The organism is Bradyrhizobium sacchari, assembly GCF_002068095.1.
In the GTDB taxonomy this organism is placed as follows: domain Bacteria; phylum Pseudomonadota; class Alphaproteobacteria; order Rhizobiales; family Xanthobacteraceae; genus Bradyrhizobium; species Bradyrhizobium sacchari.
This window is the reverse complement of sequence record NZ_LWIG01000001.1, coordinates 929,789-952,446: the sequence shown is the minus strand read 5'-3', so window position 1 is coordinate 952,446 and position 22,658 is coordinate 929,789. Positions and strand designations below refer to the sequence as shown.

Genomic DNA, 22,658 nt, shown 5'->3' with positions numbered 1-22,658 from the left:
CTCCAGATTCGCGCAAACCGCTGTCGTTTTTTGGGCTGAATCGGACGGCGATTTACCGGTTCCAGTTTGCGGGGCACTTCTGGACAACAACAAGAAGACTGAAACCGGGACTGCCCCTGCGTTGCGTCAGTAATGGGGAGCATCACACCATGGAGACGACGGCCTACCGTCCGTCGAAGGAGTCGCTTGCGCTCGACTCCGATCGATCAGCGTCACTTCCGTCCACCGCGGACTACATCCGTGCGCGCGCCAGGCGCGCCGAACTTCCACAAGACGATCCGATTCCACTGTTTCTGTCCGACCCGCGCGGAGCACCCACCCCAGGGGAATATGCGCCGCTGGCGCTGCGTCCCAGAACCAGGATCGTGCCTCGTCTCCTCGTTGCCGGGCTTGCGATATCCGCCGCGGCGATTGCGGCCGTACTGTTTCAATCCGACCTCGGCAGCCTCATCGCCGACTATGCCGGCAATCCGGCGGAGGCAGCAGCCGCGGCGGTCGCCAGTCCGCCCGTCGCACGCCAAACCCCGCTCAAGGATCCGACCCGCGTGACCAACGCGATGCTGGCGAGCGCCGACAAGCAAGAGCTTCCGGCGCCTTCGACACCAAGCCGCGAAGCGATTGCGACCGCCTATCAGACTGCGCTGCAGGCCCAAAGCCAGGTCCAAGTCCAAGGCCAAGGCCAAGCCCAAAGCCAAGTCCAAAGCCACGTCGAAGCGGCGCCGCCGCCCGTCGCGGCACAACCCGCCCCGCCCGAGCCTGCCAGGACGCTCGATGCCGACACGCTGGCAGGACTGATGACGCGCGCCAGACGCCTGATCAGCGTCGGCGACATCGCCGCCGCGCGCCTGCTGCTCGAACGCGCCGCCAACGCGAAGGACGCAACGGCCGCGCTGCTGCTGGCGCAGACCTATGATCCGGCGGTGCTCGGCACCAGCGACGCACGGAGCGTCATTGCTGACGCAGCCGCCGCGCGCGACTGGTACCAACGCGCCGCCAGCCTTGGATCGGCTGAAGCGCGCAAGCGCCTCGCTCAGCTCTCGAACTAGACCATCTCAGGGGACATCATGCGTAATGCTTTGAAAATGGCGCTCGCCGCCATCATGACGATCTATGCCTTCGCGGCTCGTGCCGAGCAGGGCGAATACGATCCGGCCAAGGTCTCCGACAGCCTGAAGGCCATCTTCCAGTTCGGCTCGAGCTCGACCAAGCAGTCGCTGAACGCCAACACCGTCACGCTGATCACGGGCACGATCGGCGGCACCTATGTGCAGTTCGGCGCCGACCTCGCCTCGGTGCTCGACGACGGCAACAAGATCCGTGTCTTGCCGATCGTCGGCCGCGGCTCGGTGCAGAGCGTCGCCGACATCCTGTTCCTGCAGGGCGTCGATCTCGGCGTCGTGCGCGCCGACACGCTCGACTATCTCGAGCGCAAGGGCTTTGCCAAGGACATCAAGAAACAGTTCACTTACGTGACCAAGCTCTACAATGAAGAGATGCAGGTCATCGCGCCGAAGTCGATCGCGACGCTGAAGGACCTCGAGGGCAAGAAGGTCAGCGTCGATCTGCCCAATGGCGGGACCTTCGTCACCGCACTGACGGTGTTCGAGCGGCTCGGGATCAAGGCGAACTTCGTCTATGTCGAGCAGCGCATCGCGATGGAGAAGCTGAAGGCCGGCGAGCTCGACGCCGTCATCGTGGTCGGGGGCAAGCCGTACAAATCGGTCTCGACCTTCGGCAATGACGGCCGCTTCCATCTCGCCAGGGTCGACTACGCCAAGCCGCTGCAGAGCGACTATCTGCCGGCGACACTGACCGCGAAAGACTATCCGAACCTGATCAAGGAGGGCGAGAGCGTCGACACGATCGCGGTGCCTGCGGTGCTCGCGGCCTATAATTGGGCGCCCAACACCGAGCGCTATCGCAAGCTCGCGCTGTTCGTGGACGCCTTCTTCACGAAATTCCCCTCGCTGCAGAACCCGCCCTTCCATCCCAAGTGGAAGGAGGTCTCGCTCGCGGCGCCGCTCTCCGGCTGGAACAGATTGCCGGTGGCGCAGCAATGGCTCGACAAGCACGGCGTCGAACCGGTGACACGCCAGCGCTTCGAGGCATTCCTGAAGCAGACCCCCACGGCGGCGAACGTGTCCGACGCGGAGAGGGAGACGCTGTTCAAGCAATTCCAGGCCTGGGACGCGGAGAAGGCACGCGCGGAGGCGGGGAAGAAGTAGCGGGCGGCGTTGCGATCAATGGTGTCGCAAGCACTATCCACACCTCGGTGTCATCGCCCGGCTTGACCGGGCGATCCAGTACTCCGTGACGCCGGTGATTGAATCGAGAGGCCGCGGCGTACTGGATTCCCCGCCTTCGCGGGGAATGACAGCGGTGGGCGGCCACGACGTGCCGTCAACAACGCCTAGTGCGCCCCGTCCTCCTCCACGCCGCGCTTCAGCGCGGCGCGGGCGGCTTCGCGGTGCTCGGTGGTGATGTGAGTGGCGACCATGCGGATCGCGGTGGCGAGCACGGCGGCGTCATCGGTGAAGCCGAGGATGGGCATCACATCGGGGACGAAGTCGAACGGCAGGATGAAATAGGCGATCGCTCCCAGCAGCGATGCCTGGACATGGCGCGGTGTCTGCCGGTCGAACGCACAGTAATAGGCCGCAAGCAGATCCTCCGCGAACGGCAGTTGCGCGGCGACGCGCTTCAGCTTGCGCCAGAAGCGGCGGCGCACGCTCTCACGATCTTCCGCGAGCCGATCGGCCGGCTCGAAGCCGACGCTTTGCTCGGCAGCCATGCTCCAAAACTCCCCGTTCAGCCAGGAGCGGCGGATCGCCGCACGCCTGTCGATCACAACATGGGGATGCGGCCCGGCGCTGCAAGATGTCAGGCTGGTGTCAGCTTGGCGATGGCGTTCATGGCCCTGGCAAGCTCGACGTCGAGCGCCGTGACGCCGCCGGCATCATGGGTCGACAGCACCACCTCGACAGTCTTGTAGACGTTACGCCATTCGGGGTGATGGTCCATCTTCTCGGCGACCAGCGCGGCGCGGGTCATGAAGCCGAACGCCTCGTTGAAATCCTTGAAGACAAAGGTTTTCGCGATCGCGTCGCGACCCGCGACCTCGCTCCAGCCGGGGATACCGCCTAGTGCCTGCTTGCGCGCTTCGGCCGCCAGCCGTTCTGCCATGATCGCCTCCATGCTTCAGGGGAACTTTACCCTAACACCGTGCTTACGGTCCGGGTTCACACGGGGATTTTCCTCCATCCGCTAACCATGACGGAGATGTAACCCTGACGGACAAGAAATTTGCTATAATTGCCGGCGTAAATCGCCGGCCGAGATGAAGCTGAGCCTGAAACGCCTGTTTGGGAGATCGATGACCGGGGGTCTGGACCTGGCCGAAGCGCCCACTCCGCCTTCGCCGCGATCAGCGGCGCGGAAGACGGCTCTCGTGTCCCTCGCGCTGGTGCTGGCGATCATCGGCGCCCTTGTCGGCGGCTATTATTTCGCAATGCGTCCGGTGACGCTGAAGGTTGCGGTCGGCCCCGCCAACAGCGACGACGTCAAGGTCGTGCAGGCGCTGACGCAGGCTTTTTCCCAGAATAAGAGCTACGTGCGGCTGCGTCCGATCCAGACCGACGGCGCCACCGCCAGCGCCCAGGCGCTCGCGGAGGGCAAGGTCGACCTCGCCATCGTACGCGGCGACGTCGACGTGCCGAAGAACGCGCAGGCGGTCGCGACCCTGCGCAAGAATGTCGTGGTGCTGTGGTCCGTGCCCGGCAAGGGCAAGAAGAAGGGCGCCAAGATCACCAAGATCGCGCAGCTCGCCGGCCACCGCGTCGGCGTGGTGGGCCGCACCCAGGCCAATGTCAATCTGCTCAAGGTGATCCTGCAGCAATACGGCGTCGATCCGGCCAAGGTCGAGATCATCCAGTTTCCGGCCAGCGAAGCCGCCGAGGCGATCAAGGCCCAGAAGGCCGATGCCTATCTCGCCGCCGGCCCCGTCAACAGCAAGATCACGGCGGACGCGATCGCCGCCTCCGCCAAGGATTTCGGCACGCCGACCTTCCTCGCGATCGATTCCGCCGATGCAATCGCACAGAACCATCCGGTCTACGAAGCCTCCGAGATTCCAGCCGGCACCTATGGCGGCTCGCCCGATCGTCCCGATGACGAGGTCAAGACCATCAGCTTCTCGCATCACATCGTGGCGCGCAAAGGCGTATCCGAGACCACCATCGCGGCGTTCACGCGCCAGCTGTTCGCGGTACGGCAGCAGCTGGTGACGGAATTCCCGCTGGCCGCCAAGATCGAAACGCCCGACACCGACAAGGACGCGGTGATCCCGGTGCATCCGGGCGCTGCCGCCTTCGTCGACGGCGAGGAGAAGACCTTCCTCGACAAATACAGCGATTACATCTGGTGGAGCCTGATGGCGCTCTCGGCCATGGGCTCGCTCGGCGCCTGGTTCGCGGGCTACCTGAAGAAGGACGAGCGCGACAATAACAGCCATCTGCGCGAACGCCTGCTCGACATGATCGCGGCCGCCCGCAAGAGCGAGACGACGGACGAGCTCGACCAGATGCAGGCCGAGGCCGACGTGATTCTGCGCGACACGCTGCGCTGCTTCGATCACGGCGCGATCGAGGAAGGCGGACTCACGGCCTTCAACATCGCGCTCGACCAGTTCCACGCCGCCGTCGCCGACCGCAAGGCGGTGCTGATGAGCCTGCCGCAAAACCTGCAGCGCGCGGGCGCGCAGTTCAGGGCCGCCGGCAACGCGTAAGGGCTTGCCCGCGTTATTGCTGCGTCACATTGTCTCAATATAGCTTCCGCTGTCATTCCGGAGCGATGCGACAGCATCGAATCCGGAATCTCGAGATTCCGGGTCTGCGCACCATCCCGGAATGACGGCGCGAGGTGCGCCAGCCAGCGAGCCAGCCATGAACATCAAATTCTCCCGCCGCCGTTTCCTCGCCACCGGCGCCGGCGCGCTCGGCACCATCGCGATGCCCTATTTGTCGCGCGCGGCCGACCGGCCGGCGGTCACCCACGGTGTGCAGTCGGGCGACGTCACCGTCGACGGCGGCGTCGTGTGGGCGCGTGCCGACCGTCCATCGCAGATGCTGGTCGAGGTGGCGACGACCGAGTCTTTCAAGGACGCCCGTGCATTGCCGCCGATCGCGGCGCTGCCCGAGAGCGATTTCACCGCAAAGATGCTGATCGAGAACCTGCCGGGCGGACAGGACATCTTCTACCGCGTCCGCTTCCGCGATCTCTCGCATAGCGCAGTCGAGGGCGAGGCGGTGACCGGCCGCTTCCGCACCGCGCCGGCGGGCCGCCGCGACGTCAGCTTCGTCTGGGGCGGCGATGTCGCCGGCCAGGGCTGGGGCATCAACCCCGACGACGGCGGTATGTTCACCTTCTCGGCGATGCGCAAGCACCGGCCGGATTTCTTCCTGCATTCCGGCGACACGATCTATGCCGACGGACCCATTGCATCCGAAGTGAAGCTCGCCGACGGCAAGATCTGGAAGAACGTCACGATCCCTGAGAAGGCAAAGGTTGCCGAGACGCTGGACGAGTATCGCGCCGCGCACAAATACAATCTCACCGACGACAACCTCCGCGCCTTCAATGCCGAGGTGCCGATCTTCGTGCAGTGGGATGACCATGAGGTGACCAACAACTGGTCGCTGTCGAAGGAGCCGCCGGCCGCCTACAAGGTACGCGACATCTCGCTGCTCGCGGCCCGCGCGGGTCGCGCCTTCCACGAGATGTACCCGATGCGCGAGAGCATCGTTGAGCCCGGCCGCGTCTATCGCCAGATCTCCTACGGCCCGCATCTCGACGTGTTCGTGCTCGACGAGCGCAGCTATCGCGGCCCGAACGGCGCCAATCTCGAAACCGCCTATGGCCCGGCGAGTTACTTCCTCGGCCCGGACCAGATCGCCTGGCTCAAGCGCGGCCTTCTGAATTCGCGCGCGACATGGAAGGTGATCGCCTCGGACATGCCGATCAGCCTGATCGTCTCGGACACGCCGCAAGGCGGCTCGGAAGCCATTGCGCAGGGCGATGGCCCGGTGCGCGGCCGCGAGTTCGAGATCGCCGACATCCTCCGCTTCATCAAGATGGCGCCGATCAGCAACACGGTGTGGCTCACGGCGGACGTGCATTACGCCGCCGCGCATTATTACGATCCGAACAAGGCGCAATTCCAGGAGTTCGAGCCGTTCTGGGAATTCGTCTCGGGCCCGCTGCACGCCGGCACGTTCGGTCCGAACACGCTCGACAACACGTTCGGGCCCGAGGTGCGCTTCGTCAAGGCGCCGGGCAAGGACAGCCAGAACCTGCCGCCGTCAGCCGGAATGCAATTCTTCGGTCACGTCAAGATCGACGGCGCCTCCGGCCAGATGACGGTGACCTTGCGCGACCGCGCCGACGTCGCGCTCTGGTCGACCACGCTCGACCCCAAGCTTGCGTGACGGCCAACTCGGCGCCGGATGATGGTGAACCATCCGGCCGGCCCGGACGACAATTGCAGGCGCCCGTGCATTTTCGCGAGCCTGATGCCGTCCGAGCCATTTTCGAGTTGAAGCCGTGCCGTTAACCCGCCGAACGATCGTGATCGCGCTCCTGCTGAGCGCAGCATCCCCCGCATATGCGCAGTCCCAGGACAAAGCGACGCTGGTGCGGGAAGCCTTCACTTCGCCTTACGGCAAGGCGCTGACTGCCGAGCTCGGCAAGTCGCTGCGCGCAAGCGCCGACCCGGCATGCCTCGCCGACAAGGCGCTCGCTGCCGACCAGCTCGAACCGCGCAGCCGCGATATCGTCGTCACATGGGGCACGCGCATGCTGGAAGGCACGGGCGCGCTGATTGACCGGCAGACCGCGGAGAATTCGTTCGCCGGCGCGGCGGAATTGGAAAGCCTGAAGAGCAATGCGGATGTGAAGCGCTATCTGGCGATGGAAGAGCCGATCCGTCAGGCCAGGATCCTGGACCTGATCTTCGAGCATTTCGACCGCTACAATTTGATCAGCCGCGTGAAGCTCGGAGCGGTGTCTCCATCGGGCACCGGCAACGAGGCTCTGCTCCGCCTCAATCCGACCGATGCCACGGAGGAGAAGCTGGATGCGTTCGCCGGCAAGAGCCGGTCGAAAGCCCTCAAGCGCTTCCTGCAATTGTCGGAGCAGGCGGGAGCCGCGCAGGCCGCGGCGATCAAGACAATTTCGTCGCCGTCGCCGCTTCCGCACACATTCTTCAAGGGCGTCGAGACCGACCTCGCCGAGCTCTGCATTCGCTCCGGCAAATAGGTCAGGTGCCGCGCGCCTGGAGCGCAGCTTCCAGCGCGTCGCTCGAGCACGGTTTCTGCAAGCGCGGCTGGCCGGCGAATTCGGGCGGAATGCGCTCGTCGGCACCATAGCCGGTGACGAAGACGAACGGAATCTTCAGCGCGACCAGCCGCTCGGCGATCGCAAAGCTCGTCTCGCGGATCAGCCCGACATCGAGCAGCGCGAAGTCGGGAGCCCGCCCCGCGATCGCCTCCAGCGCCTGCGTCACCGAGCCGACGGTCCGCACGCGCGTCACGCCGAACCCGATGAGACGGTCCTCGAAATCGATCGCGATGATCGGATCGTCCTCGACGATCAGAACATCGGCAGGCCGGCCAGAGCCGTCGGAAAATGCGGGTGCCATGATCACATCTTCGGCGTGAGGTTTTTCGGATCAGGACTGCCGCGACACGATGCCTGCGCCCAGCGCATCGAAGGGTTCCCGGAACGAAACCCACCACATCGCCGTTCTCCAGTCTGTCCACTTGTGCACACAGGAGATGGACGGACCTCGCTAATCTGGAGGGAAGGAACAAAGGGGGTCACGATGGATGCGCGCATCGACAGGACGAGCGAGGTCGAGAGCCGGCCGGCCAACAATCTGCTGCGGCGCTTGAGCCAGGTGGACTATGCGCTGCTCGCGCCCTACGTGACCGTCGAAGACTCCGCCGCAGGCCAACTGCTCTACAATCCCGGCGACGACGTTCAGGTGGTCCACTTCCCCTGTGGGCCGGCGCTCGCGACCTTTCTGGTGCCCAACGAGGACGGCCGCGACGTCGAGACCATCCTGGTCGGCCGCGAGGGCGCGGTGGGTGGCATTGTGAGCGAGGGATATCTGCCCGCCTACACCCGCATCTGCGTGAAATTCGGCGGCCCCTTTGCACGCATTCATGTCGCCAAGCTGGAGGCCGCCAAGCTGCGCTCGGCGTCGCTGCGCAACATTTTTGTCCGCTATGCCGACTGCATGCTGGCGCAGATCTTCCAGTCCACCGCCTGCAACGCCATCCACTCGATCGAGCAGCGCACGGCGAAATGGATTTTGGCCGCGATGGAGCGGACCGGCGACGAAAGCAGCGTGCCGCTGACCCATGAGCAGCTCGCGACGCTGCTCGGGGTCGGGCGCAGCTATGCGAGCCGCGTGCTGCAGTCGTTCAGGGCCGAAGGCGTGCTCGACACAAGGCGCGGATCGATCCTGGTCCGCAACCGCGACGGACTAAAGCTGCGTGCCTGCCTCTGCAATGACGCCGTGAAGATGCATTTCGAGGAGGTGCTGCGCGGGGTCTATCCGACCGAGGAGCGGGAGGCGGGGTAGCGGCCGGTTTTTCCTTCTCCCATTGTGGGAGAAGGTGGCGCGAAGCGCCCGATCAGGGGTATCTCTCCGCGAGTCCCACGGTCGTTGAGTTCGTGGAGAGATACCCCTCACCCAACTTTGCTTGTGGCCAATAGCGGAGCTGCCCTCTCCCACAAGGAGAGAGGGCACAAAAATGCGCGGCGCGCTTTTCTGAACGTGAGCGTGCTATACTCTGCCCCGCATGAGCGGGGCATTCCTTCACACGGTCTTGGACATCGCGGCGTGGCTAGCGGCGGCAGCGGCGCTCACCTGGCTGTCGCGGCGGGGCTTGCGGTTTCCGGCGCAATCCTTCGAGCTGCCTTATATCGCCGCGCTGGTGTTCGGCGCCGGTCTTGGCGCCTATCTGTTCGGGTCCGCCAATCTCTGGCTGTCGGGGCGGGGCGGCATTGCGCGCTCGGTCGAGGGGGCGCTTGCCGGCGGCATCGTGGCGATCGAACTCTACAAATGGTCCGCCGGGATCACGCTGCGAACCGGGGCGCGCTTTGCGCTGCCGCTGGCGCTCGGCATCGCGATCGGCCGGCTCGGCTGCTACTTCGCGGGCCTCGACGACTTCACCTATGGCACGCCGACGGCGCTGTCCTTCGGCCATGATTTCGGCGACGGCGTTCTCCGCCATCCCGTGCAGCTCTACGAGAGCGCGGCCATGGCCGTGTTCGCGCTTGGCTATGTGCTGGCCGTCGTGAACCGGAACGGGTTTGTGATCACCAATGGATTCTACCTGGTGCTCGCCTATTACGGAGCGCAACGCTTCCTGTGGGAATTCCTCAAGCCCTATGGCCCGCTGATCGGGCCCTTCACGCTGTTTCACCTGCTGTCGCTGTCCATCCTGCTCTATGCGGCCGTCATGCTGGCGACGGCACCCAAAGCGAGACGCTTGCAAAATGAGTTACTTGCATGAACGCGCCGTTGCGTAAGTCGCGTCCCTACACCTTCTGGGGCCAGACCCAATCCCTCTGCGAGACCTGCCTGAAGCTGGTGCCGACCAAAATCCAGATCCTCGACAACGAGGTCTGGTATGAGAAGCGCTGCCGGGAGCACGGCGTGCAGTCGACGTTGGTGTCCACGGATGCCGCCTATTGGCGCCTGTGCAAGGATTTCATCAAGCCCGGCGATCGGCCGCTGCAATTCCAACACCGCACCGAATTCGGCTGTCCCTATGATTGCGGGCTTTGTCCCGACCACGAGCAGCATTCCTGCCTGGCGCTGATCGAGATCACCGAGCACTGCAATCTCACCTGCCCGGTCTGCTTCGCCGAATCCGCGCCGGCGCGGACGAAGTTCACGCCGCTCGCGACGGTGGAGAAGATGCTCGACGCGCTGGTCGCCAGCGAAGGCGAGCCCGACCTCGTGCAGATTTCCGGCGGCGAGCCGACGCTGCACCCTGATTTCTTCGAGATCCTGGATGCCGTGCGCGCCCGCCCGATCCGCCATGTCATGATCAACACCAACGGCCTGCGCATCGCCCGCGAAAAGGATTTTGTGGCGCGGCTCGCCGAGAACAGACGCGGGCTCGAGGTCTATCTCCAGTTCGATTCGCTTCAGCGCGACGCGCTGATCAACCTGCGCGGCGCGGATCTACGAAAGATCCGCCAGCAGGCGCTGGAGAATCTCGAGCATTACGGCGTCTCGACCACGCTGGTCGCGACCATCAAGCGCGGCGTCAACGATGCCGAGATCGGCGACATCGTGCGCCACGCGCTGACCTGGAAGTGCGTGCGCGGCGTGACGCTCCAGCCGGTGCAGGATGCCGGCCGCAACGAGAATTTCGACAAGACCACTGACCGCATCACGCTGTCGGAGATCCGCAACCGCGTGGTCGAGACCGGCGTGTTCGGCGACAAGGACATGATCCCGCTGCCCTGCAACCCCGAAAGCATCTCGATCGGCTATGGCCTGCGCAATGGTGAGAAGGTGTTGCCGCTGACCTCGCTGATCCCGCAGGAGCAACTGGTTGCGGTGATGCCCAACACCATCAGCCCGGAGAAATATCCGATGCTGCGGGAGAAATTTGTCGATTTGTTCTCGCTGTCGTCAGGCCCGCTGAACACGAGCGAGCGCGTCTGCGAATTGCTGTGCTGCCTGCCGAGCTTCCAGGTGCCGGAAGGGCTTTCTTATGAGAACGTCTTCCGCGTCACCATCGTGCAATTTCTCGACCGCTTCAATTTCTGCGTCGGCAACGTCAAGCGAAGCTGCATCCATTTCGTGACCGAGCAGGGCGCGATCATTCCGTTCGACACCTACAATCTGTTCTACCGGAATGGAACGATCGATGGCATCCGCGCGGCGCTGGCCGGGCAGACCTTTGGGGATGCGAGGCAGGGCGAGGAGGCGCCGCGGTGAGCGAGACGCCTCCATCCCCACCACAGCGCAGCGGTTGCGTAACCGCTTTCATGGTGATCGGCGGGCTGGTGCTGCTGTTGCCGGGCATGTGCTTCCTGGCCATCAGCAGCAACTCTTCCGGATTGGCTCTGATCGGATTGACGCTGAGCGTCGCAGCCGCGGTCCTGTTACTTTCCGCCGCGATCAGAAAATGGGGAGTGGGGCCACCGCCATCATGAGCAACCCTGACAGCCAGCAAGGAGCTTCGGCCGTTCCGCCTCCTCCGCCACCCGCGCCACGCAGCGGCTGCCTCACCGCGTTCATGGTGATCTCGGGGGTGATCCTGCTGCTGCCGGGTCTGTGCGCCCTGCTGTTCGGCGGGGCCTCGGTGATCGACGGGGGCAAGATCGATTCCGACATCGCCCCGCTGGTCTTCCTGGGGCTGGTCGTCGGCATCGGGGGCGTCGTCCTGATCTGGGCGGCGATCAAGGGGCGCAAGGCCCCACCCCACCCCGGAACCCGGCCGTAAGCCCCGGGAATTCCCGGACAAAATTCAGTCAACCAACGGCCAAAGAACACATTGTTTTTTGGCGGTTTTTGCATATATTGCGCCGCAAACGCGCAGGGTGCCCGGTCGAGCTGACCGGGCTTCCTTTTTGGGCGAAGCAGGCCCCGTTTTCCACGTTTCCAGCGTTGTCCGTGAAGAGGTCCCGGTCTGACCGGCGAGATCGCGCTTAACCCATTGTTCGACCGCAAAGAAGCTCACACATGAACCTTCGCAACGTCGCCATCATCGCCCACGTCGACCACGGCAAAACCACGCTGGTCGACAAGCTCCTCCAGCAATCCGGCACGTTCCGCGAGAACCAGAAGGTGACCGATCGCGCCATGGACTCCAACGACCTGGAGCGGGAGCGCGGCATCACCATTCTGGCCAAGGCGGCTTCGGTGCAGTGGAAGGACACCCGCATCAACATCGTCGATACCCCCGGCCACGCCGATTTCGGCGGTGAGGTCGAGCGCATCCTCAACATGGTGGACGGCGCCCTGGTGCTGGTCGACGCCGCCGAAGGCCCGCTGCCGCAGACCAAGTTCGTGGTTTCCAAGGCGCTCAAGGTCGGCCTCAAGCCGATCGTGGTCATCAACAAGGTCGACCGCCCCGACGCGCGCCCCACTGAAGTCATCAACGAAGTGTTCGACCTGTTCGCGGCGCTGGATGCCAGCGAGGAGCAGCTCGACTTCCCGATCCTCTACGGGTCGGCCAAGCAGGGCTGGATGGCGGATAGCCCCGAGGGTCCGCAAGACAAGGGCATGGAGCCGCTGTTCGACCTGGTCCTGCGCCACGTCGCGCCGCCGAAGGTCGAGGAAGGCCCGTTCAAGATGATCGGCACGATCCTCGAGGCCAACCCCTATCTCGGCCGCATCATCACCGGCCGCATCTCGTCCGGCACGCTCAAGCCGAACCAGCAGGTCAAGGTGCTGAATGCCGACGGCAAGCTGGTCGAGTCCGGGCGCATCACCAAGATCCTGGCGTTTCGCGGCCTCGAGCGCACCCCGCTCGATGAAGCCGAAGCCGGCGACATCGTCGCGATTGCCGGCCTCACCAAGGGCACCGTCGCCGACACTTTCTGCGATCCGACCGTCGAGGTGCCGCTGCCGGCGCAGCCGATCGATCCGCCGACCGTGTCGATGTCGTTCATCGTCAACAACTCCCCGCTCGCCGGCACCGAAGGCGACAAGGTGACGAGCCGCATGATCCGCGACCGTCTGCTCCGCGAAGCCGAGGGCAATGTCGCGCTGCGCGTCGTTGAATCCGCCGACAAGGACGCGATGGAAGTGTCGGGCCGTGGCGAACTCCAGCTCGCGATCCTGATCGAGACCATGCGCCGCGAAGGCTTCGAGCTCTCGGTGTCGCGCCCGCGCGTCGTATTCCAGAAGGACGAAGCGACCGGCGCCACCATGGAGCCGATCGAGGAGGTCGTGATCGACGTCGACGAGGAGCACTCCGGCGTCGTCGTGCAGAAGATGAGCGAGCGCAAGTCCGAGCTGATCGAGATGAAGCCGTCCGGCGGCAATCGCCAGCGCCTGGTGTTCTACGCGCCGACCCGCGGCCTGATCGGCTATCAGGGCGAGCTGCTCACCGACACCCGCGGCACCGCGATCATGAACCGTCTGTTCCACGGCTACGCCCCCTACAAGGGCGAGATCCAGGGCCGCCGCAATGGCGTCCTGATCTCCAACGACCAGGGCGAAGCGGTGGCCTACGCCATGTTCAAGCTGGAAGACCGCGGGCCGATGATGATCGAGCCGGGCTGGAAGGTCTACAAGGGCATGATCGTCGGCGAGCACACCCGCGACAACGATCTCGAGATCAACGTGCTCAAGGGCAAGCAGCTCACCAACATCCGCACGACCTCGAAGGACGAAGCCGTGCGCCTGACCCCACCGATCCGCATGACGCTGGAAAAGGCGCTCGCCTATATCGAGGACGACGAGCTCGTCGAGGTCACCCCGAAATCGATCCGCCTGCGCAAGAAGCACCTCGACCCGAACGAGCGCAAGCGCGCGGAAAAGGCCAAGGAAGCAGTGGCGTAAGGCCACTGCTCTTTCCGTGCCCCGGGCGCAGCGAAGCACGATAGTGATGCGCTGCTGAGCCGGGGCCCCAGGCACCCTCACCGCCCGTACATCACCTTGGGTCCCGGCTCTGCCTAGCAGCGCAAGCGCGCTGCAGCGCGTCCGGGACACGAGAGCTGCAATCTACCCGGCTTCAGCACACCCGGCGAACGTGCTAGAGCCCGCCCATGACCTCACTCCCCTCCTCCGTGGACGTCGCGATCATCGGCGCCGGTGCCGCCGGCCTCGGCGCAGCGCATGCGCTGCACGGCGCCGGCCTCTCCGTGATCGTGCTGGAGGCGCGCGACCGGCTCGGCGGCCGCGCCTGGACCGTGCAGGCCTCGCCCGAGGTGACCTTCGACGTCGGCTGCGGCTGGCTGCACTCGGCGGACAAGAACTCCTTCGTCACGATCGCCAAGCAGCTCGGTTTCGAGCTCAACAAGGACCTGCCGCCCTGGCGCGAGCGCGCCTATGGCAATGCGTTTCCGCAACATCAGCGCGACGATTTCATGCGCGCGATGGACGCGTTCTACGAACGCATGTGGAAAGCCGCACAAAAGGGCAAGGACGAACCCGCGAGCCAGAGTCTCGAGCCCGGCAATCGCTGGAATGCGATGATCGATGCGATCTCGACCTATATCAACGGCTGCGAATTGAAGGACATGTCCACCCTGGACTGGGACGCCTATGAGGACACAAACCTCAACTGGCGCGTCCGCCGCGGCTATGGCGCGCTTGTGACGGCCTATGGCGCGCCCTGCCCGGCGGCGCTGACCTGCAACGTCACGCTGATCGATCATTCGGGAAAGCGCATCCGCATCGAGACGTCGCGGGGCACGCTGGATGCCGGCAAGGTGATCGTCACCGTGCCGACCAATCTGATCGCTGATGAAGCGATCCGCTTCTCGCCGCCGCTCCCCGCCAAGGTCGATGCCGCCGCCGGCCTGCCGCTCGGCGTGGACGACAAGGTGACGCTGGCGCTCGAGGATGCCGAAGCCTTCCCGACAGAGGGCAATTTGCGCGGTGCAACCATGCGCACGGAGATGGGCACCTATCACATCCGCCCGTTCGGCCAGCCCTGTATCGAAGGCTTCTTCGGCGGCAGCTTTGCCCGCGCGCTGGAGCACGCCGGCGAAGGCGCCATCGCCGCGCACAGCATCGACGAGATCGCGGGTTTTCTCGGCAACGATGTCAGGCGCAAACTGAAGCCGCTGTACGAGTCGCGCTGGGCGCGCGATCCGTTCGCGCGAGGCTCCTATTCGCACGCGCTGCCGGGCCACGCGGGGGATCGCGCGGTGCTGGCCGCGCCGGTGGATGGGCGGTTGTTTTTTGCCGGAGAAGCGACGTCGCCATCCTTCTTCACGACGGCCCACGGCGCGCGGGACAGCGGCGAGCGGGCGGCAAACGAAGTGCTGGCGGCTCTGCGCAAGCCGTAGCTCCGCGCTCCGCCATTGCGAGCGCAGGGAAGCACAGACTGCCACCGCGGGAAGACTCAGGATTGCGCTGCGCTCGCAATGACGGACTACTCGATCACGCGCGCCCGCAAATCGGCATCAGGCACGAAGCACGCGTCGTACTTGCCGAAAATGCGATAGCGGTTGCGCGCGATGAGGCTGTAGATCGCGTCCCGCAGCGGCTTTGGCACGGCGAACAATGCGCGCACCCAGCTCCAGCCGGGGAGCTGTGACAACACCGTCAGCGCAGCATCCGACTTCGTGAACACTTCGCCGCCGTGGACGGCCGCGTTGGTATCGGGGTCATCCGGATCGATGCCGAACGTTCGCGCCAATCGCGCCCCATAGTCCGACTGGATCGGCGTGAAGCGAAATCGCTTCGTCGTGTCGCGTCTGGCGACGAACCGCACCCAGCGCGAGCAGAAGATGCAGACGCCGTCGAACAGGATCACGTCATCGTCGGGCCACTTACTCATCAGCGATTGTCCAGCATCATAAGTGCCACCAGCATCAGCACGATCGCCGGCCCGGTCTTGACCAGCGCGCCGAGCGGCTCGATCCAGAGGTCTGGCGTGAGAATCGCCGCGCCGAACATATAGCCGAGCGAAGCGGCGATCCCAGCGACGAGCCCGACCGCCGCGGTGCGGCGGAAGGCGATCAGCACACCGATGCTCATGTCCATCAGGCTGGTGCCGATGGTGATGGGATCGACCAGCGTGGGCGGAAAATTGTGCGCGCTCAGGATGCCGGCGGCGGCGCGGTAGGACACGAACAGCGCGATGAAGCCGGAGACGAGCCAGAACGCGACCAGGCTCGCGACAATCAGGGCCTTGACCAGAAACAGCCGCGCGAACCATTTGTCCTGGATGGTGGCTGGATGGCGTCCGATCGTCTCAGCCAGCGTCTTCGGCACGATGGCTGTCGCCGCGATCCAGGCCGAGGGATCGCCTCGCACACCGCGGCGAAGCTCGGCAATGGCCGTAGAGCGCATCGGCGGCATCCAGCCGAGATAGCTCGCAACGTCGCCGAGTTTCGCGCCGAGATCGAGCATGAAGGTCGGCATCGCGATGCGCGACCAACCCGCCGTGCCGAATGCGAGGCGAAACTGCTTGATGACGCCGGCCATGGTGACCGGCTCGACCTGCATCAGGTCCCAGCTCACCGCTTTGACGGCGGCATCGTCGATATCACGCGCGGCGAGCCACGCGATGGTGGCCGAGATATCCTCGACCGCGAGGGGCTGAAATGGCGTCGCCATCTCCTTTCCCGGCAGGTCCAGCGGACAGGCGGCAAGCGCGCGCAGCATCGCGCTGCCGCCATAGGCGGACGGTGCGACCACGAAGCCCGGACGCAGGATGGCGTGGGGAATGCCGGACGCCGCGATCAGCCGCTCCGCCTCGCGCTTGGTCGTCGCAAAGGCAGTGCGATCCGCCTCCGCGGTGCCGGGAATTGAGATGTGCACCAGCCGCACCGCGCGACCGCTGTCGGCGATGGCCTGAAGCAGGCGCGCGACGAAATCGCGGTGCACGGCGCCTGTGTTGCTGCCCGGACCATCCTGGAGCACGCCGAGGCAGTTCACGACGACATCGACGGAGTACTCGCTCAGGAGCCGTTTCAAGGCGGCCGGGTCGAGCGAGAGAATCGGCAGCTCGATGTCCAGCCCGCCCCTTGCCTGCCCCGGCGACAGGCTGCGCGCAACGCCGACGACGCGAAAGCCTCGCGCGCGCAGATCGTCGGTGACGACGCGGCCGATCAGGCCGGAGGCGCCGAGCACCAAAATGGTTCTTGGGTTCATCGCGTCTCTCAAAACGGCTTGGCGACCATCAGCCACAGGATCGCCATCGTCGCGCCGAAGCCCGGGAAGCCGAACGCGAACCAGCGGCGGAACAGGATGAAGTAGCGCTCCGGCAAAGCGGCGCGCTGATCGGCAGCCTTGCGCGCGAGGTCGCGCATCTCGATCTGCATGAACACCACGGGAATCCAGAACAGGCCCGCGACAGCGTAGAGCGCGAGCGAAGCGAGAATCCAGCGTTCGGCGATCGACGTTGCCGACAGCATCATCAGCAAGCCGCCGCTGACCGGCTGGAGGATCACCGCCGACAGCGTGAAGATCGCATCCGCGATCACCACCACTGAAGCGGTGCGCGCGATGAACTCGGCATCGCGCGTGCGATGGGCCATCAGCATGAAGAAGGCGATGCCGGTCCCGGTGCCGAGGATGACGATGGCGCCGAACACATGCAGATATTTGACCAGGAAATACAGCGTCATGGCTTCTTGGTCGCCATTGGCTTCGATGGGTTCAGCGCACGTTCGAGTTCGGCGCCCGCGGCTTTCACGCCGGCTTCCGTCTCGATCATCCCATGCCCCTCGCCGCCCGCGGCGGGCAATGTGCGGAAATCGACCTTCCCGCCGGCGCGGCGAAAGGCCTCCGCGAGCGAACTCGAGAAAGCCGGGGCGAAATAGCTGTCATTGCCTGCGACGAGCCATGTGACGGGGATTCGCGCGGCTTTGCCAAAGTCGGTCGCCGCCGCCACAAGCGCATGCGGCGCACAGATCCGGTTCGGCTCGCCATTGGCGTGGCCGCCGCGCCCGGCCGCAAACGCGATGATCGCGGAAATCGCCTTTGGATCGGCAGTCGCAAGCGCCAGCGCGCCCCAACCACCGGCGGAATGGCCGATCACGATGGCGGCATCCTTGCGGACGAAATCCTGCTTGCGCAAATAGTCCAGCGCGAGCGAGATTTCTTCGGCCGTCGCCCGGCCGGAACGCGCATAATCCGCCTCGTCACAGCCGCCCTGGTCCTCGAGATAGCGGCCACCGGTCGCGCCGTGGCCGAGCCGCTCCGGCACCAGCACGGCAAACCCGCGCGCGACCAGAAACGCCGCGAGCGCGCGGTATTCCGGTTGCGGCATTTGCGCACGACGCAGCGCATTCTGCGTCGAGGCATGCGCGATGATCGCAAGCCGGAATGGACCGGCGCCGGTGGGGCGAAACAGCAACGCATGCGCGGCGAGGCCGGCTTCCGGCGAGGGCACGCGCCATTCCTGCCGGCGAAACGGCTCGCCTTCCACACCCGATGCACCGAACGTGACCTGGGCGCACAGAGGCGACGCGGTCAGCAGGGTCAGCAGAGGCAGGAGCGCAAGGATGTTGAAGAGCCGCATGAATGGCCAAAGGCGAGCACGGACAGCACCGCCAGACTAGTAGGAACGAATCATTCTGGGCGGACTTTCTGCGCTGCCATTGCCGTTCGTTGGTTGCCACAACACAGGTTTTGCACCGACGTATGGCAGGCGGTTGCCGTTCAAGGCAGCGTCCTGTCCTCTTTCGGGACAACACGGCCATATTACTGATGCAGAAAGTCCACAGGTTAACCGATAATTAACGATAGGTCTTGCCGCCGGCGCGGCGACTTGGTTTGATCGCGTCTATGAGCACAACCCTGATCGAGGTCCGGCCGGCCAAGGCCGCAGATGCAACTGCGGTGGCATCGACGCATGACGAAGCCTGGCGTTCGGCTTATCAGGGCATCATTCCCGGCGCCGAGCTGGAGAAACTGATCAACCGCCGCGGTCCGCAGTGGTGGGACAGCGCGATTCGCAAAGGCAGCCGCGTCAGCGTGCTGGTGTTCGGCGACAAGATCGCGGGCTATGCCAATTACGGTCGCAACCGCGCGCGCAGCCTGCACTTTGACGGCGAGATCTACGAACTCTATTTGCGCCCCGAGTTTCAGGGCCTCGGCTTCGGCCGCCGCCTGTTCGCCGCCGCCCGCCGCGACCTGATGCAGAGCGGCCTCAAGAGCATGGTGGTGTGGGCGCTCTCGGACAACGATCCGGCCACCGAATTCTACCGTGCCCTGGGCGGCCGCATGGTGGCGCGCTCTTCGGAGCGTTTCGGGCCGAAGTCGCTCGACAAGGTTGCCTTCGCTTGGACCAATTGAGCTGCTGAAGTCCAGCCGGCAGCGCTTTCCTTCCTGCGATACCGCCCGCCTTTTGCGCCGGTGATCGCTGGATTCATTATTTCAAAAAACACGATGGATTGACGGGCCAAGCCCGCGTATGACAGCGCCAAAATCGCTGCCGGGCGCGATTTAACCTCGGCAATAACGGAGCCTTGAATGCGTATCGATGCTATCTCGATCGGAAAAAACGTCCCCCAAGACGTCAACGTCGTCATCGAAGTCCCCGTGGGCGGTGAACCGATCAAGTACGAGATGGACAAGGAAGCCGGCACGCTGGTGGTGGACCGCTTCCTGTACACGCCGATGCGTTACCCCGGTAACTATGGCTTCATCCCGCACACGCTGTCCGACGACGGCGACCCCTGCGACGTGCTGATCATCAACACCCGCGCCATCATCCCCGGCGCCGTCATGAGCGTGCGCCCGGTCGGCGTGCTGTTCATGGAGGACGAGGCCGGCGGCGACGAGAAGATCCTGGCGGTGCCATCGTCGAAGCTGACGCAGCGCTACGACAAGGTGAAGTCGTACTCTGACCTGCCCGACATCACGCTGCAGCAGATCCAGCACTTCTTCGAGCACTACAAGGATCTCGAGAAGGGCAAGTGGGTGAAGATCCTGCGCTGGGGCGGCCCGGAGGAAGCCCACAAGCTGATCCTCGAAGGCATCGAGCGCGAGAAGAAGAAGAAGGGCTGAGCTTCCCCCTCGCCCCGCTTGCGGGGAGAGGGTCGGGTTGAGGGGGACTCTCCGCGAGGACGGTGACAGCTGACTCGCGGAGAGTCCCCCTCAGCCGGATTGCTTCGCAATCCGACCTCTCCCCGCAAGCGGGGTGAGGTGAAGAAAGCCTACACCGCCGGCTTCGGCAAACCGCCGATCGCGCAGGCCGCGCGCAGCGTATTCACCAGCAAGCACGCTACCGTCATCTGGCCGACACCGCCCGGCACCGGCGTGATGGCGCCGGCAACGCCAAGCGCTTCCTGGTAGGCGACGTCGCCGACAAGGCGCGTCTTGCCATCCTCCTTCGGGATGCGGTTGATGCCGATGTCGATCACGGTCGCACCCGGCTTCAGCCAGTCGCCGCGGACCATCTCCGGCTTGCCGACCGCGGCATAGACGAGGTCGGCGCGCTTCACGAGATCCGGCAGATCGCGCGAGCGCGAATGCGCAATCGTCACCGTGGCGTTCTCGTTCAGCAGCAACTGCACCAGCGGCCGGCCGACCAGATTGGAGCGGCCGATCACGATGGCATTCATGCCCTCGAGCGAGGCATGCACGCTTTTGGTCAAAATGATCGAGCCGAGCGGCGTGCAGGGCGAGAGCGCCTCGAAGCCGCCCGCAAGCCGGCCGGCATTGTTCGGATGCAGCCCGTCGACGTCCTTGGCGGGATCGATGGCGTTGATGACGGCCTCGGTGTTGAGGCCCTTCGGCAGCGGCAGTTGCACCAGAATGCCGTGCACGGCGGGATCGCGGTTGAGCTTTGCGACGACGGCCAGCAAGTCCGCCTGCGAGACATCGGCCGGCAGCTTGTGCTCGAACGAAGCCATGCCGGCGGCCTGGGTCTGGGTGTGCTTGGAGCGGACATAGACCTCGCTGGCAGGGTCGTTGCCGACCAGGACCACCGCCAGGCCCGGCACCAGATTGTGCTCGCGCTTGACCCGGGCGACCTCGTCGGTGACGCGGGCACGCAGATCCGCGGCAATGACTTTTCCATCGATGATCTTGGCGGTCATGTCAGTTCCTCAGTCTGTCGATTTGGCGTCTGCCGCTTTGGCTCGGACGAGCTGGCGCAGGGCTTCACCCAGCCGCGCCGGATCGCCGTCAACCGCGATCTGTTTCAGCCGCGACGTCGCCCCCGACAGGAGCCTGACGCTGGCCTTGGGCACGCCAAGCGACTTCGCCAACAGCACCAGAACGGCCTTGTTGGCCTCGCCGCCATCGGCAATGGCGCGCACCCGCACCTTCAGCACGCTGCGGCCGTCGGCCAATTGCTCGATCCCGTCGATGTCGTCGCGGCCGCCGCGCGGCGTCACCCGCAGCGCGATGCTGATTCCCGAGGCCGAATAGCGCCAGGGTTCCTTGCCAGCCTCTTTCGCGACCAATGCGCTCCAGCCTGCTCAGATCACGTTCGGGTAGATGTAGTACAGGATCACCCGCTCGATGAACATGATGATCAGGATCAGGATGATCGGCGAGATGTCGAGGCCGCCGAGGCTGGGCAGGAAATTGCGAATCGGCGCCAGCAGCGGCTCGGTGATGCGGTACAGGAACTCCGCCACCGCCGACACGAACTGGTTGCGCGTGTTCACGACGTTGAAGGCGATCAGCCAGGACAGGATCGCGGAGGCGATCAGCAGCCAGACGTAGAGGTCGAGCACGATGATAACGATGTCGAGAACGGCACGCATGGCTTATGAGGCCTCTGGCTTATGAAAACTCTGGCTACGGTCGGGAGTGACGCCTTTTGCTAGATATCGGTTCCCCCTGGCCCAAACAAGGGAAGTTCGGGCACCGGAATGGCTAAAACCGGGTTACGCCCGTCCTTGACTTGACCTCGGCAGGGACTTAAATGGCGCCCGGTTGTCGGCCGCGTTTACCAGAGCGGCCAGCAAAGGGGCCATAGCTCAGCTGGGAGAGCGCGTCGTTCGCAATGACGAGGTCGGCGGTTCGATCCCGCCTGGCTCCACCAGCCCTACTCTCCCGTAGCGAAGTGAGCGAAGGCTGTCCCGCCACAGCCCGAAGGGCGACTGCGGACTTGTTCCGCAAATCTGCCCCCTACCTCCCTGTAAACCTTGGCGGCCGCTTTTCCAGGAAGCTTGCCACCCCCTCCCGGAAATCGCTGCCCGCCAGCGCCACCATCATTGCCCTGTTGGCCTCCATCGTCGCCTCGGCCAGGGTCTGGAACGGCACCTCGTACAGCTGGCGCTTGATCACGGCCATCGCGCTCGGCGAGACGAAATCGGCGAGGTCGCGCGCATAGGCATAGGTCTCCTCGCGCAGCTTCTCGGGCGAGCAGAGCCGGTTGACCAGTCCGATCCGCAGCGCCTCCTCGCTCGAAACACGACGCGCCGAGAGCAACAGGTCCATCGCGTTGGCGTGGCCGACGATGCGCGGCAGCATCCAGCTGATGCCGTGCTCGGCGATCAGGCCGCGCCGCGCGAAGGCCGTGGTGAACACGGTGTCGTCGGCGGCAAAGCGCAAATCGCAATAGAGCGCGTGGACGAGACCGATGCCGGCGGTCGCGCCGTTGAGCATGGCGATGACGGGCTTTCCGATCGACGGATAGAAGCCGTAACGCGTTTGCCAGTCGGGCCGGCGATTCATGTCGAACGGCGGCAAATTCGATGCGCGCCTGACGTCATCGGGATCGAGGCCCTTCAGCGCATCCATGTCCGCGCCGGCACAGAAGGCGCGGCCCGCCCCTGTCAGCACGATGACGCGGACATTGTCGTCCGCGCTCGCAGCCTCCATCGCGTGACGCACATCGCGCTCCATGATCGGCGTCCACGCGTTCATGCGGTCAGGACGATTGAGCGTGATGGTCGCGATCTTCTCGCTCACCTCATAGAGAATGTGTTCGTAGGCCACGGCGCTCTCCCTTTGCTGCCGGCACGCGTTTGCGCGCGCTCGTTAG

25 protein-coding genes and 1 tRNA gene are annotated in these 22,658 nt (G+C 64.8%); 15 read left to right on the top strand and 11 right to left on the bottom strand.

Translation table 11 applies throughout. The annotated features are described in order from the left end of the window. Nucleotides 1–149 precede the first annotated feature (149 nt). Together A5906_RS04405 and A5906_RS04400 are read left to right on the top strand one after the other, a co-directional pair. Nucleotides 150–1,046 (top strand): hypothetical protein, encoded by an 897-nt coding sequence (locus tag A5906_RS04405; protein WP_080133964.1) that lies wholly within the window; start codon nucleotides 150–152, stop codon nucleotides 1,044–1,046. Between the two features lie 18 nt (nucleotides 1,047–1,064). Next, a complete protein-coding gene (locus tag A5906_RS04400; RefSeq protein WP_080133963.1) occupies nucleotides 1,065–2,225 on the top strand; it encodes a TAXI family TRAP transporter solute-binding subunit in 1,161 nt (386 codons plus the stop codon). Nucleotides 2,226–2,410: 185 nt separating this feature from the next. On the opposite strand, the gene A5906_RS04390 is transcribed toward A5906_RS04400, so the two are convergent. Together A5906_RS04390 and A5906_RS04385 are read right to left on the bottom strand one after the other, a co-directional pair. After that, nucleotides 2,411–2,791, bottom strand: a complete 381-nt coding sequence (locus A5906_RS04390) for a YkvA family protein (protein ID WP_080134074.1) — start codon at nucleotides 2,789–2,791, stop codon at nucleotides 2,411–2,413. 89 nt (nucleotides 2,792–2,880) lie between these two features. Next, nucleotides 2,881–3,183 (bottom strand): 4a-hydroxytetrahydrobiopterin dehydratase, encoded by a 303-nt coding sequence (locus A5906_RS04385; protein WP_080134073.1) that lies wholly within the window; start codon nucleotides 3,181–3,183, stop codon nucleotides 2,881–2,883. Nucleotides 3,184–3,337: 154 nt separating this feature from the next. Here A5906_RS04385 and A5906_RS04380 point away from each other — a divergent pair, with 154 nt between their 5' ends. From A5906_RS04380 to A5906_RS04370, 3 genes are all read left to right on the top strand, one after another. After that, complete coding sequence (locus A5906_RS04380) at nucleotides 3,338–4,783, top strand: TAXI family TRAP transporter solute-binding subunit (RefSeq protein ID WP_080133961.1); 1,446 nt, start codon at nucleotides 3,338–3,340, stop codon at nucleotides 4,781–4,783. A 157-nt stretch (nucleotides 4,784–4,940) separates the two neighbouring features. Continuing rightward, entirely contained in the window at nucleotides 4,941–6,482 is a 1,542-nt protein-coding gene (locus tag A5906_RS04375; protein ID WP_167523471.1) for an alkaline phosphatase D family protein, read from the top strand. A gap of 115 nt (nucleotides 6,483–6,597) precedes the next feature. Continuing rightward, on the top strand, nucleotides 6,598–7,311 hold the full coding sequence (locus tag A5906_RS04370) for a hypothetical protein (protein ID WP_136614933.1): 714 nt from the start codon (nucleotides 6,598–6,600) through the stop codon (nucleotides 7,309–7,311). Between the two features lies 1 nt (nucleotide 7,312). Here the strand turns inward: A5906_RS04370 and A5906_RS04365 are convergent, their stop codons facing one another. Further along, a complete protein-coding gene (locus A5906_RS04365; RefSeq protein ID WP_080134072.1) occupies nucleotides 7,313–7,693 on the bottom strand; it encodes a response regulator in 381 nt (126 codons plus the stop codon). Between the two features lie 183 nt (nucleotides 7,694–7,876). On the opposite strand from A5906_RS04365, the gene A5906_RS04360 reads away from it, so the two are divergent. The 7 genes from A5906_RS04360 (at nucleotide 7,877) to A5906_RS04335 (ending at nucleotide 15,048) form a co-directional block, all read left to right on the top strand. After that, the gene (locus A5906_RS04360; RefSeq protein ID WP_080133958.1) at nucleotides 7,877–8,641 is read left to right on the top strand and encodes a Crp/Fnr family transcriptional regulator; all 765 of its coding nucleotides are present in this window, start codon (nucleotides 7,877–7,879) and stop codon (nucleotides 8,639–8,641) included. Between the two features lie 220 nt (nucleotides 8,642–8,861). Further along, nucleotides 8,862–9,578, top strand: a complete 717-nt coding sequence (locus A5906_RS04355; protein WP_080133957.1) for a prolipoprotein diacylglyceryl transferase family protein — start codon at nucleotides 8,862–8,864, stop codon at nucleotides 9,576–9,578. Further along, complete coding sequence (locus tag A5906_RS04350) at nucleotides 9,575–11,020, top strand: radical SAM protein (RefSeq protein ID WP_080133956.1); 1,446 nt, start codon at nucleotides 9,575–9,577, stop codon at nucleotides 11,018–11,020. The genes A5906_RS04355 and A5906_RS04350 overlap by 4 nt, the downstream gene beginning before the upstream one ends. Then, nucleotides 11,017–11,238 carry a hypothetical protein gene (locus A5906_RS41015; protein ID WP_136614932.1) on the top strand — a complete coding sequence of 74 codons (222 nt, stop codon included), beginning with the start codon at nucleotides 11,017–11,019 and terminating at the stop codon, nucleotides 11,236–11,238. Before A5906_RS04350 ends, A5906_RS41015 begins: the two co-directional genes overlap by 4 nt. Further along, nucleotides 11,235–11,528: a hypothetical protein gene (locus A5906_RS04345; RefSeq protein WP_080133955.1), complete on the top strand. Its 294-nt coding sequence runs from the start codon at nucleotides 11,235–11,237 to the stop codon at nucleotides 11,526–11,528. The genes A5906_RS41015 and A5906_RS04345 overlap by 4 nt, the downstream gene beginning before the upstream one ends. Before the next feature lie 239 nt (nucleotides 11,529–11,767). Continuing rightward, nucleotides 11,768–13,594, top strand: a complete 1,827-nt coding sequence (gene typA, locus A5906_RS04340) for a translational GTPase TypA (protein ID WP_080133954.1) — start codon at nucleotides 11,768–11,770, stop codon at nucleotides 13,592–13,594. A 206-nt stretch (nucleotides 13,595–13,800) separates the two neighbouring features. Further along, a complete protein-coding gene (locus tag A5906_RS04335; protein ID WP_080133953.1) occupies nucleotides 13,801–15,048 on the top strand; it encodes a flavin monoamine oxidase family protein in 1,248 nt (415 codons plus the stop codon). 86 nt (nucleotides 15,049–15,134) lie between these two features. On the opposite strand, the gene A5906_RS04330 is transcribed toward A5906_RS04335, so the two are convergent. From A5906_RS04330 to A5906_RS04315, 4 genes are read right to left on the bottom strand one after another with little or no spacing between them, the layout of a single operon-like run. Then, nucleotides 15,135–15,542, bottom strand: coding sequence for a thiol-disulfide oxidoreductase DCC family protein (locus A5906_RS04330; protein ID WP_080133952.1), 408 nt, complete (start codon nucleotides 15,540–15,542; stop codon nucleotides 15,135–15,137). Next, nucleotides 15,542–16,861 (bottom strand): SDR family oxidoreductase, encoded by a 1,320-nt coding sequence (locus A5906_RS04325; RefSeq protein ID WP_080133951.1) that lies wholly within the window; start codon nucleotides 16,859–16,861, stop codon nucleotides 15,542–15,544. Before A5906_RS04325 ends, A5906_RS04330 begins: the two co-directional genes overlap by 1 nt. Nucleotides 16,862–16,869: 8 nt before the next feature. After that, nucleotides 16,870–17,337 (bottom strand): DUF2269 family protein, encoded by a 468-nt coding sequence (locus A5906_RS04320; protein WP_080133950.1) that lies wholly within the window; start codon nucleotides 17,335–17,337, stop codon nucleotides 16,870–16,872. After that, on the bottom strand, nucleotides 17,334–18,233 hold the full coding sequence (locus A5906_RS04315) for an alpha/beta hydrolase family protein (protein ID WP_080133949.1): 900 nt from the start codon (nucleotides 18,231–18,233) through the stop codon (nucleotides 17,334–17,336). The genes A5906_RS04320 and A5906_RS04315 overlap by 4 nt, the downstream gene beginning before the upstream one ends. Before the next feature lie 266 nt (nucleotides 18,234–18,499). On the opposite strand from A5906_RS04315, the gene A5906_RS04310 reads away from it, so the two are divergent. After that, nucleotides 18,500–19,009 (top strand): GNAT family N-acetyltransferase, encoded by a 510-nt coding sequence (locus A5906_RS04310; RefSeq protein ID WP_008136728.1) that lies wholly within the window; start codon nucleotides 18,500–18,502, stop codon nucleotides 19,007–19,009. A gap of 177 nt (nucleotides 19,010–19,186) precedes the next feature. Then, nucleotides 19,187–19,723 (top strand): inorganic diphosphatase, encoded by a 537-nt coding sequence (ppa, locus tag A5906_RS04305; protein WP_018645116.1) that lies wholly within the window; start codon nucleotides 19,187–19,189, stop codon nucleotides 19,721–19,723. Between the two features lie 149 nt (nucleotides 19,724–19,872). Here ppa and folD read toward each other — a convergent pair whose 3' ends face one another. From folD to A5906_RS04290, 3 genes are read right to left on the bottom strand one after another with little or no spacing between them, the layout of a single operon-like run. Beyond that, nucleotides 19,873–20,757, bottom strand: coding sequence for a bifunctional methylenetetrahydrofolate dehydrogenase/methenyltetrahydrofolate cyclohydrolase FolD (gene folD, locus A5906_RS04300; RefSeq protein ID WP_080133948.1), 885 nt, complete (start codon nucleotides 20,755–20,757; stop codon nucleotides 19,873–19,875). A 9-nt stretch (nucleotides 20,758–20,766) separates the two neighbouring features. Beyond that, the gene (locus A5906_RS04295; RefSeq protein WP_080133947.1) at nucleotides 20,767–21,126 is read right to left on the bottom strand and encodes a DUF167 domain-containing protein; all 360 of its coding nucleotides are present in this window, start codon (nucleotides 21,124–21,126) and stop codon (nucleotides 20,767–20,769) included. A 15-nt stretch (nucleotides 21,127–21,141) separates the two neighbouring features. After that, nucleotides 21,142–21,432 (bottom strand): YggT family protein, encoded by a 291-nt coding sequence (locus A5906_RS04290; protein WP_018645113.1) that lies wholly within the window; start codon nucleotides 21,430–21,432, stop codon nucleotides 21,142–21,144. Between the two features lie 205 nt (nucleotides 21,433–21,637). On the opposite strand from A5906_RS04290, the gene A5906_RS04285 reads away from it, so the two are divergent. Beyond that, nucleotides 21,638–21,713 (top strand) — tRNA-Ala (locus A5906_RS04285). Nucleotides 21,714–21,799: 86 nt separating this feature from the next. Here the strand turns inward: A5906_RS04285 and A5906_RS04280 are convergent. Continuing rightward, nucleotides 21,800–22,612: an enoyl-CoA hydratase gene (locus tag A5906_RS04280; RefSeq protein WP_080133946.1), complete on the bottom strand. Its 813-nt coding sequence runs from the start codon at nucleotides 22,610–22,612 to the stop codon at nucleotides 21,800–21,802. Nucleotides 22,613–22,658 lie beyond the last annotated feature (46 nt).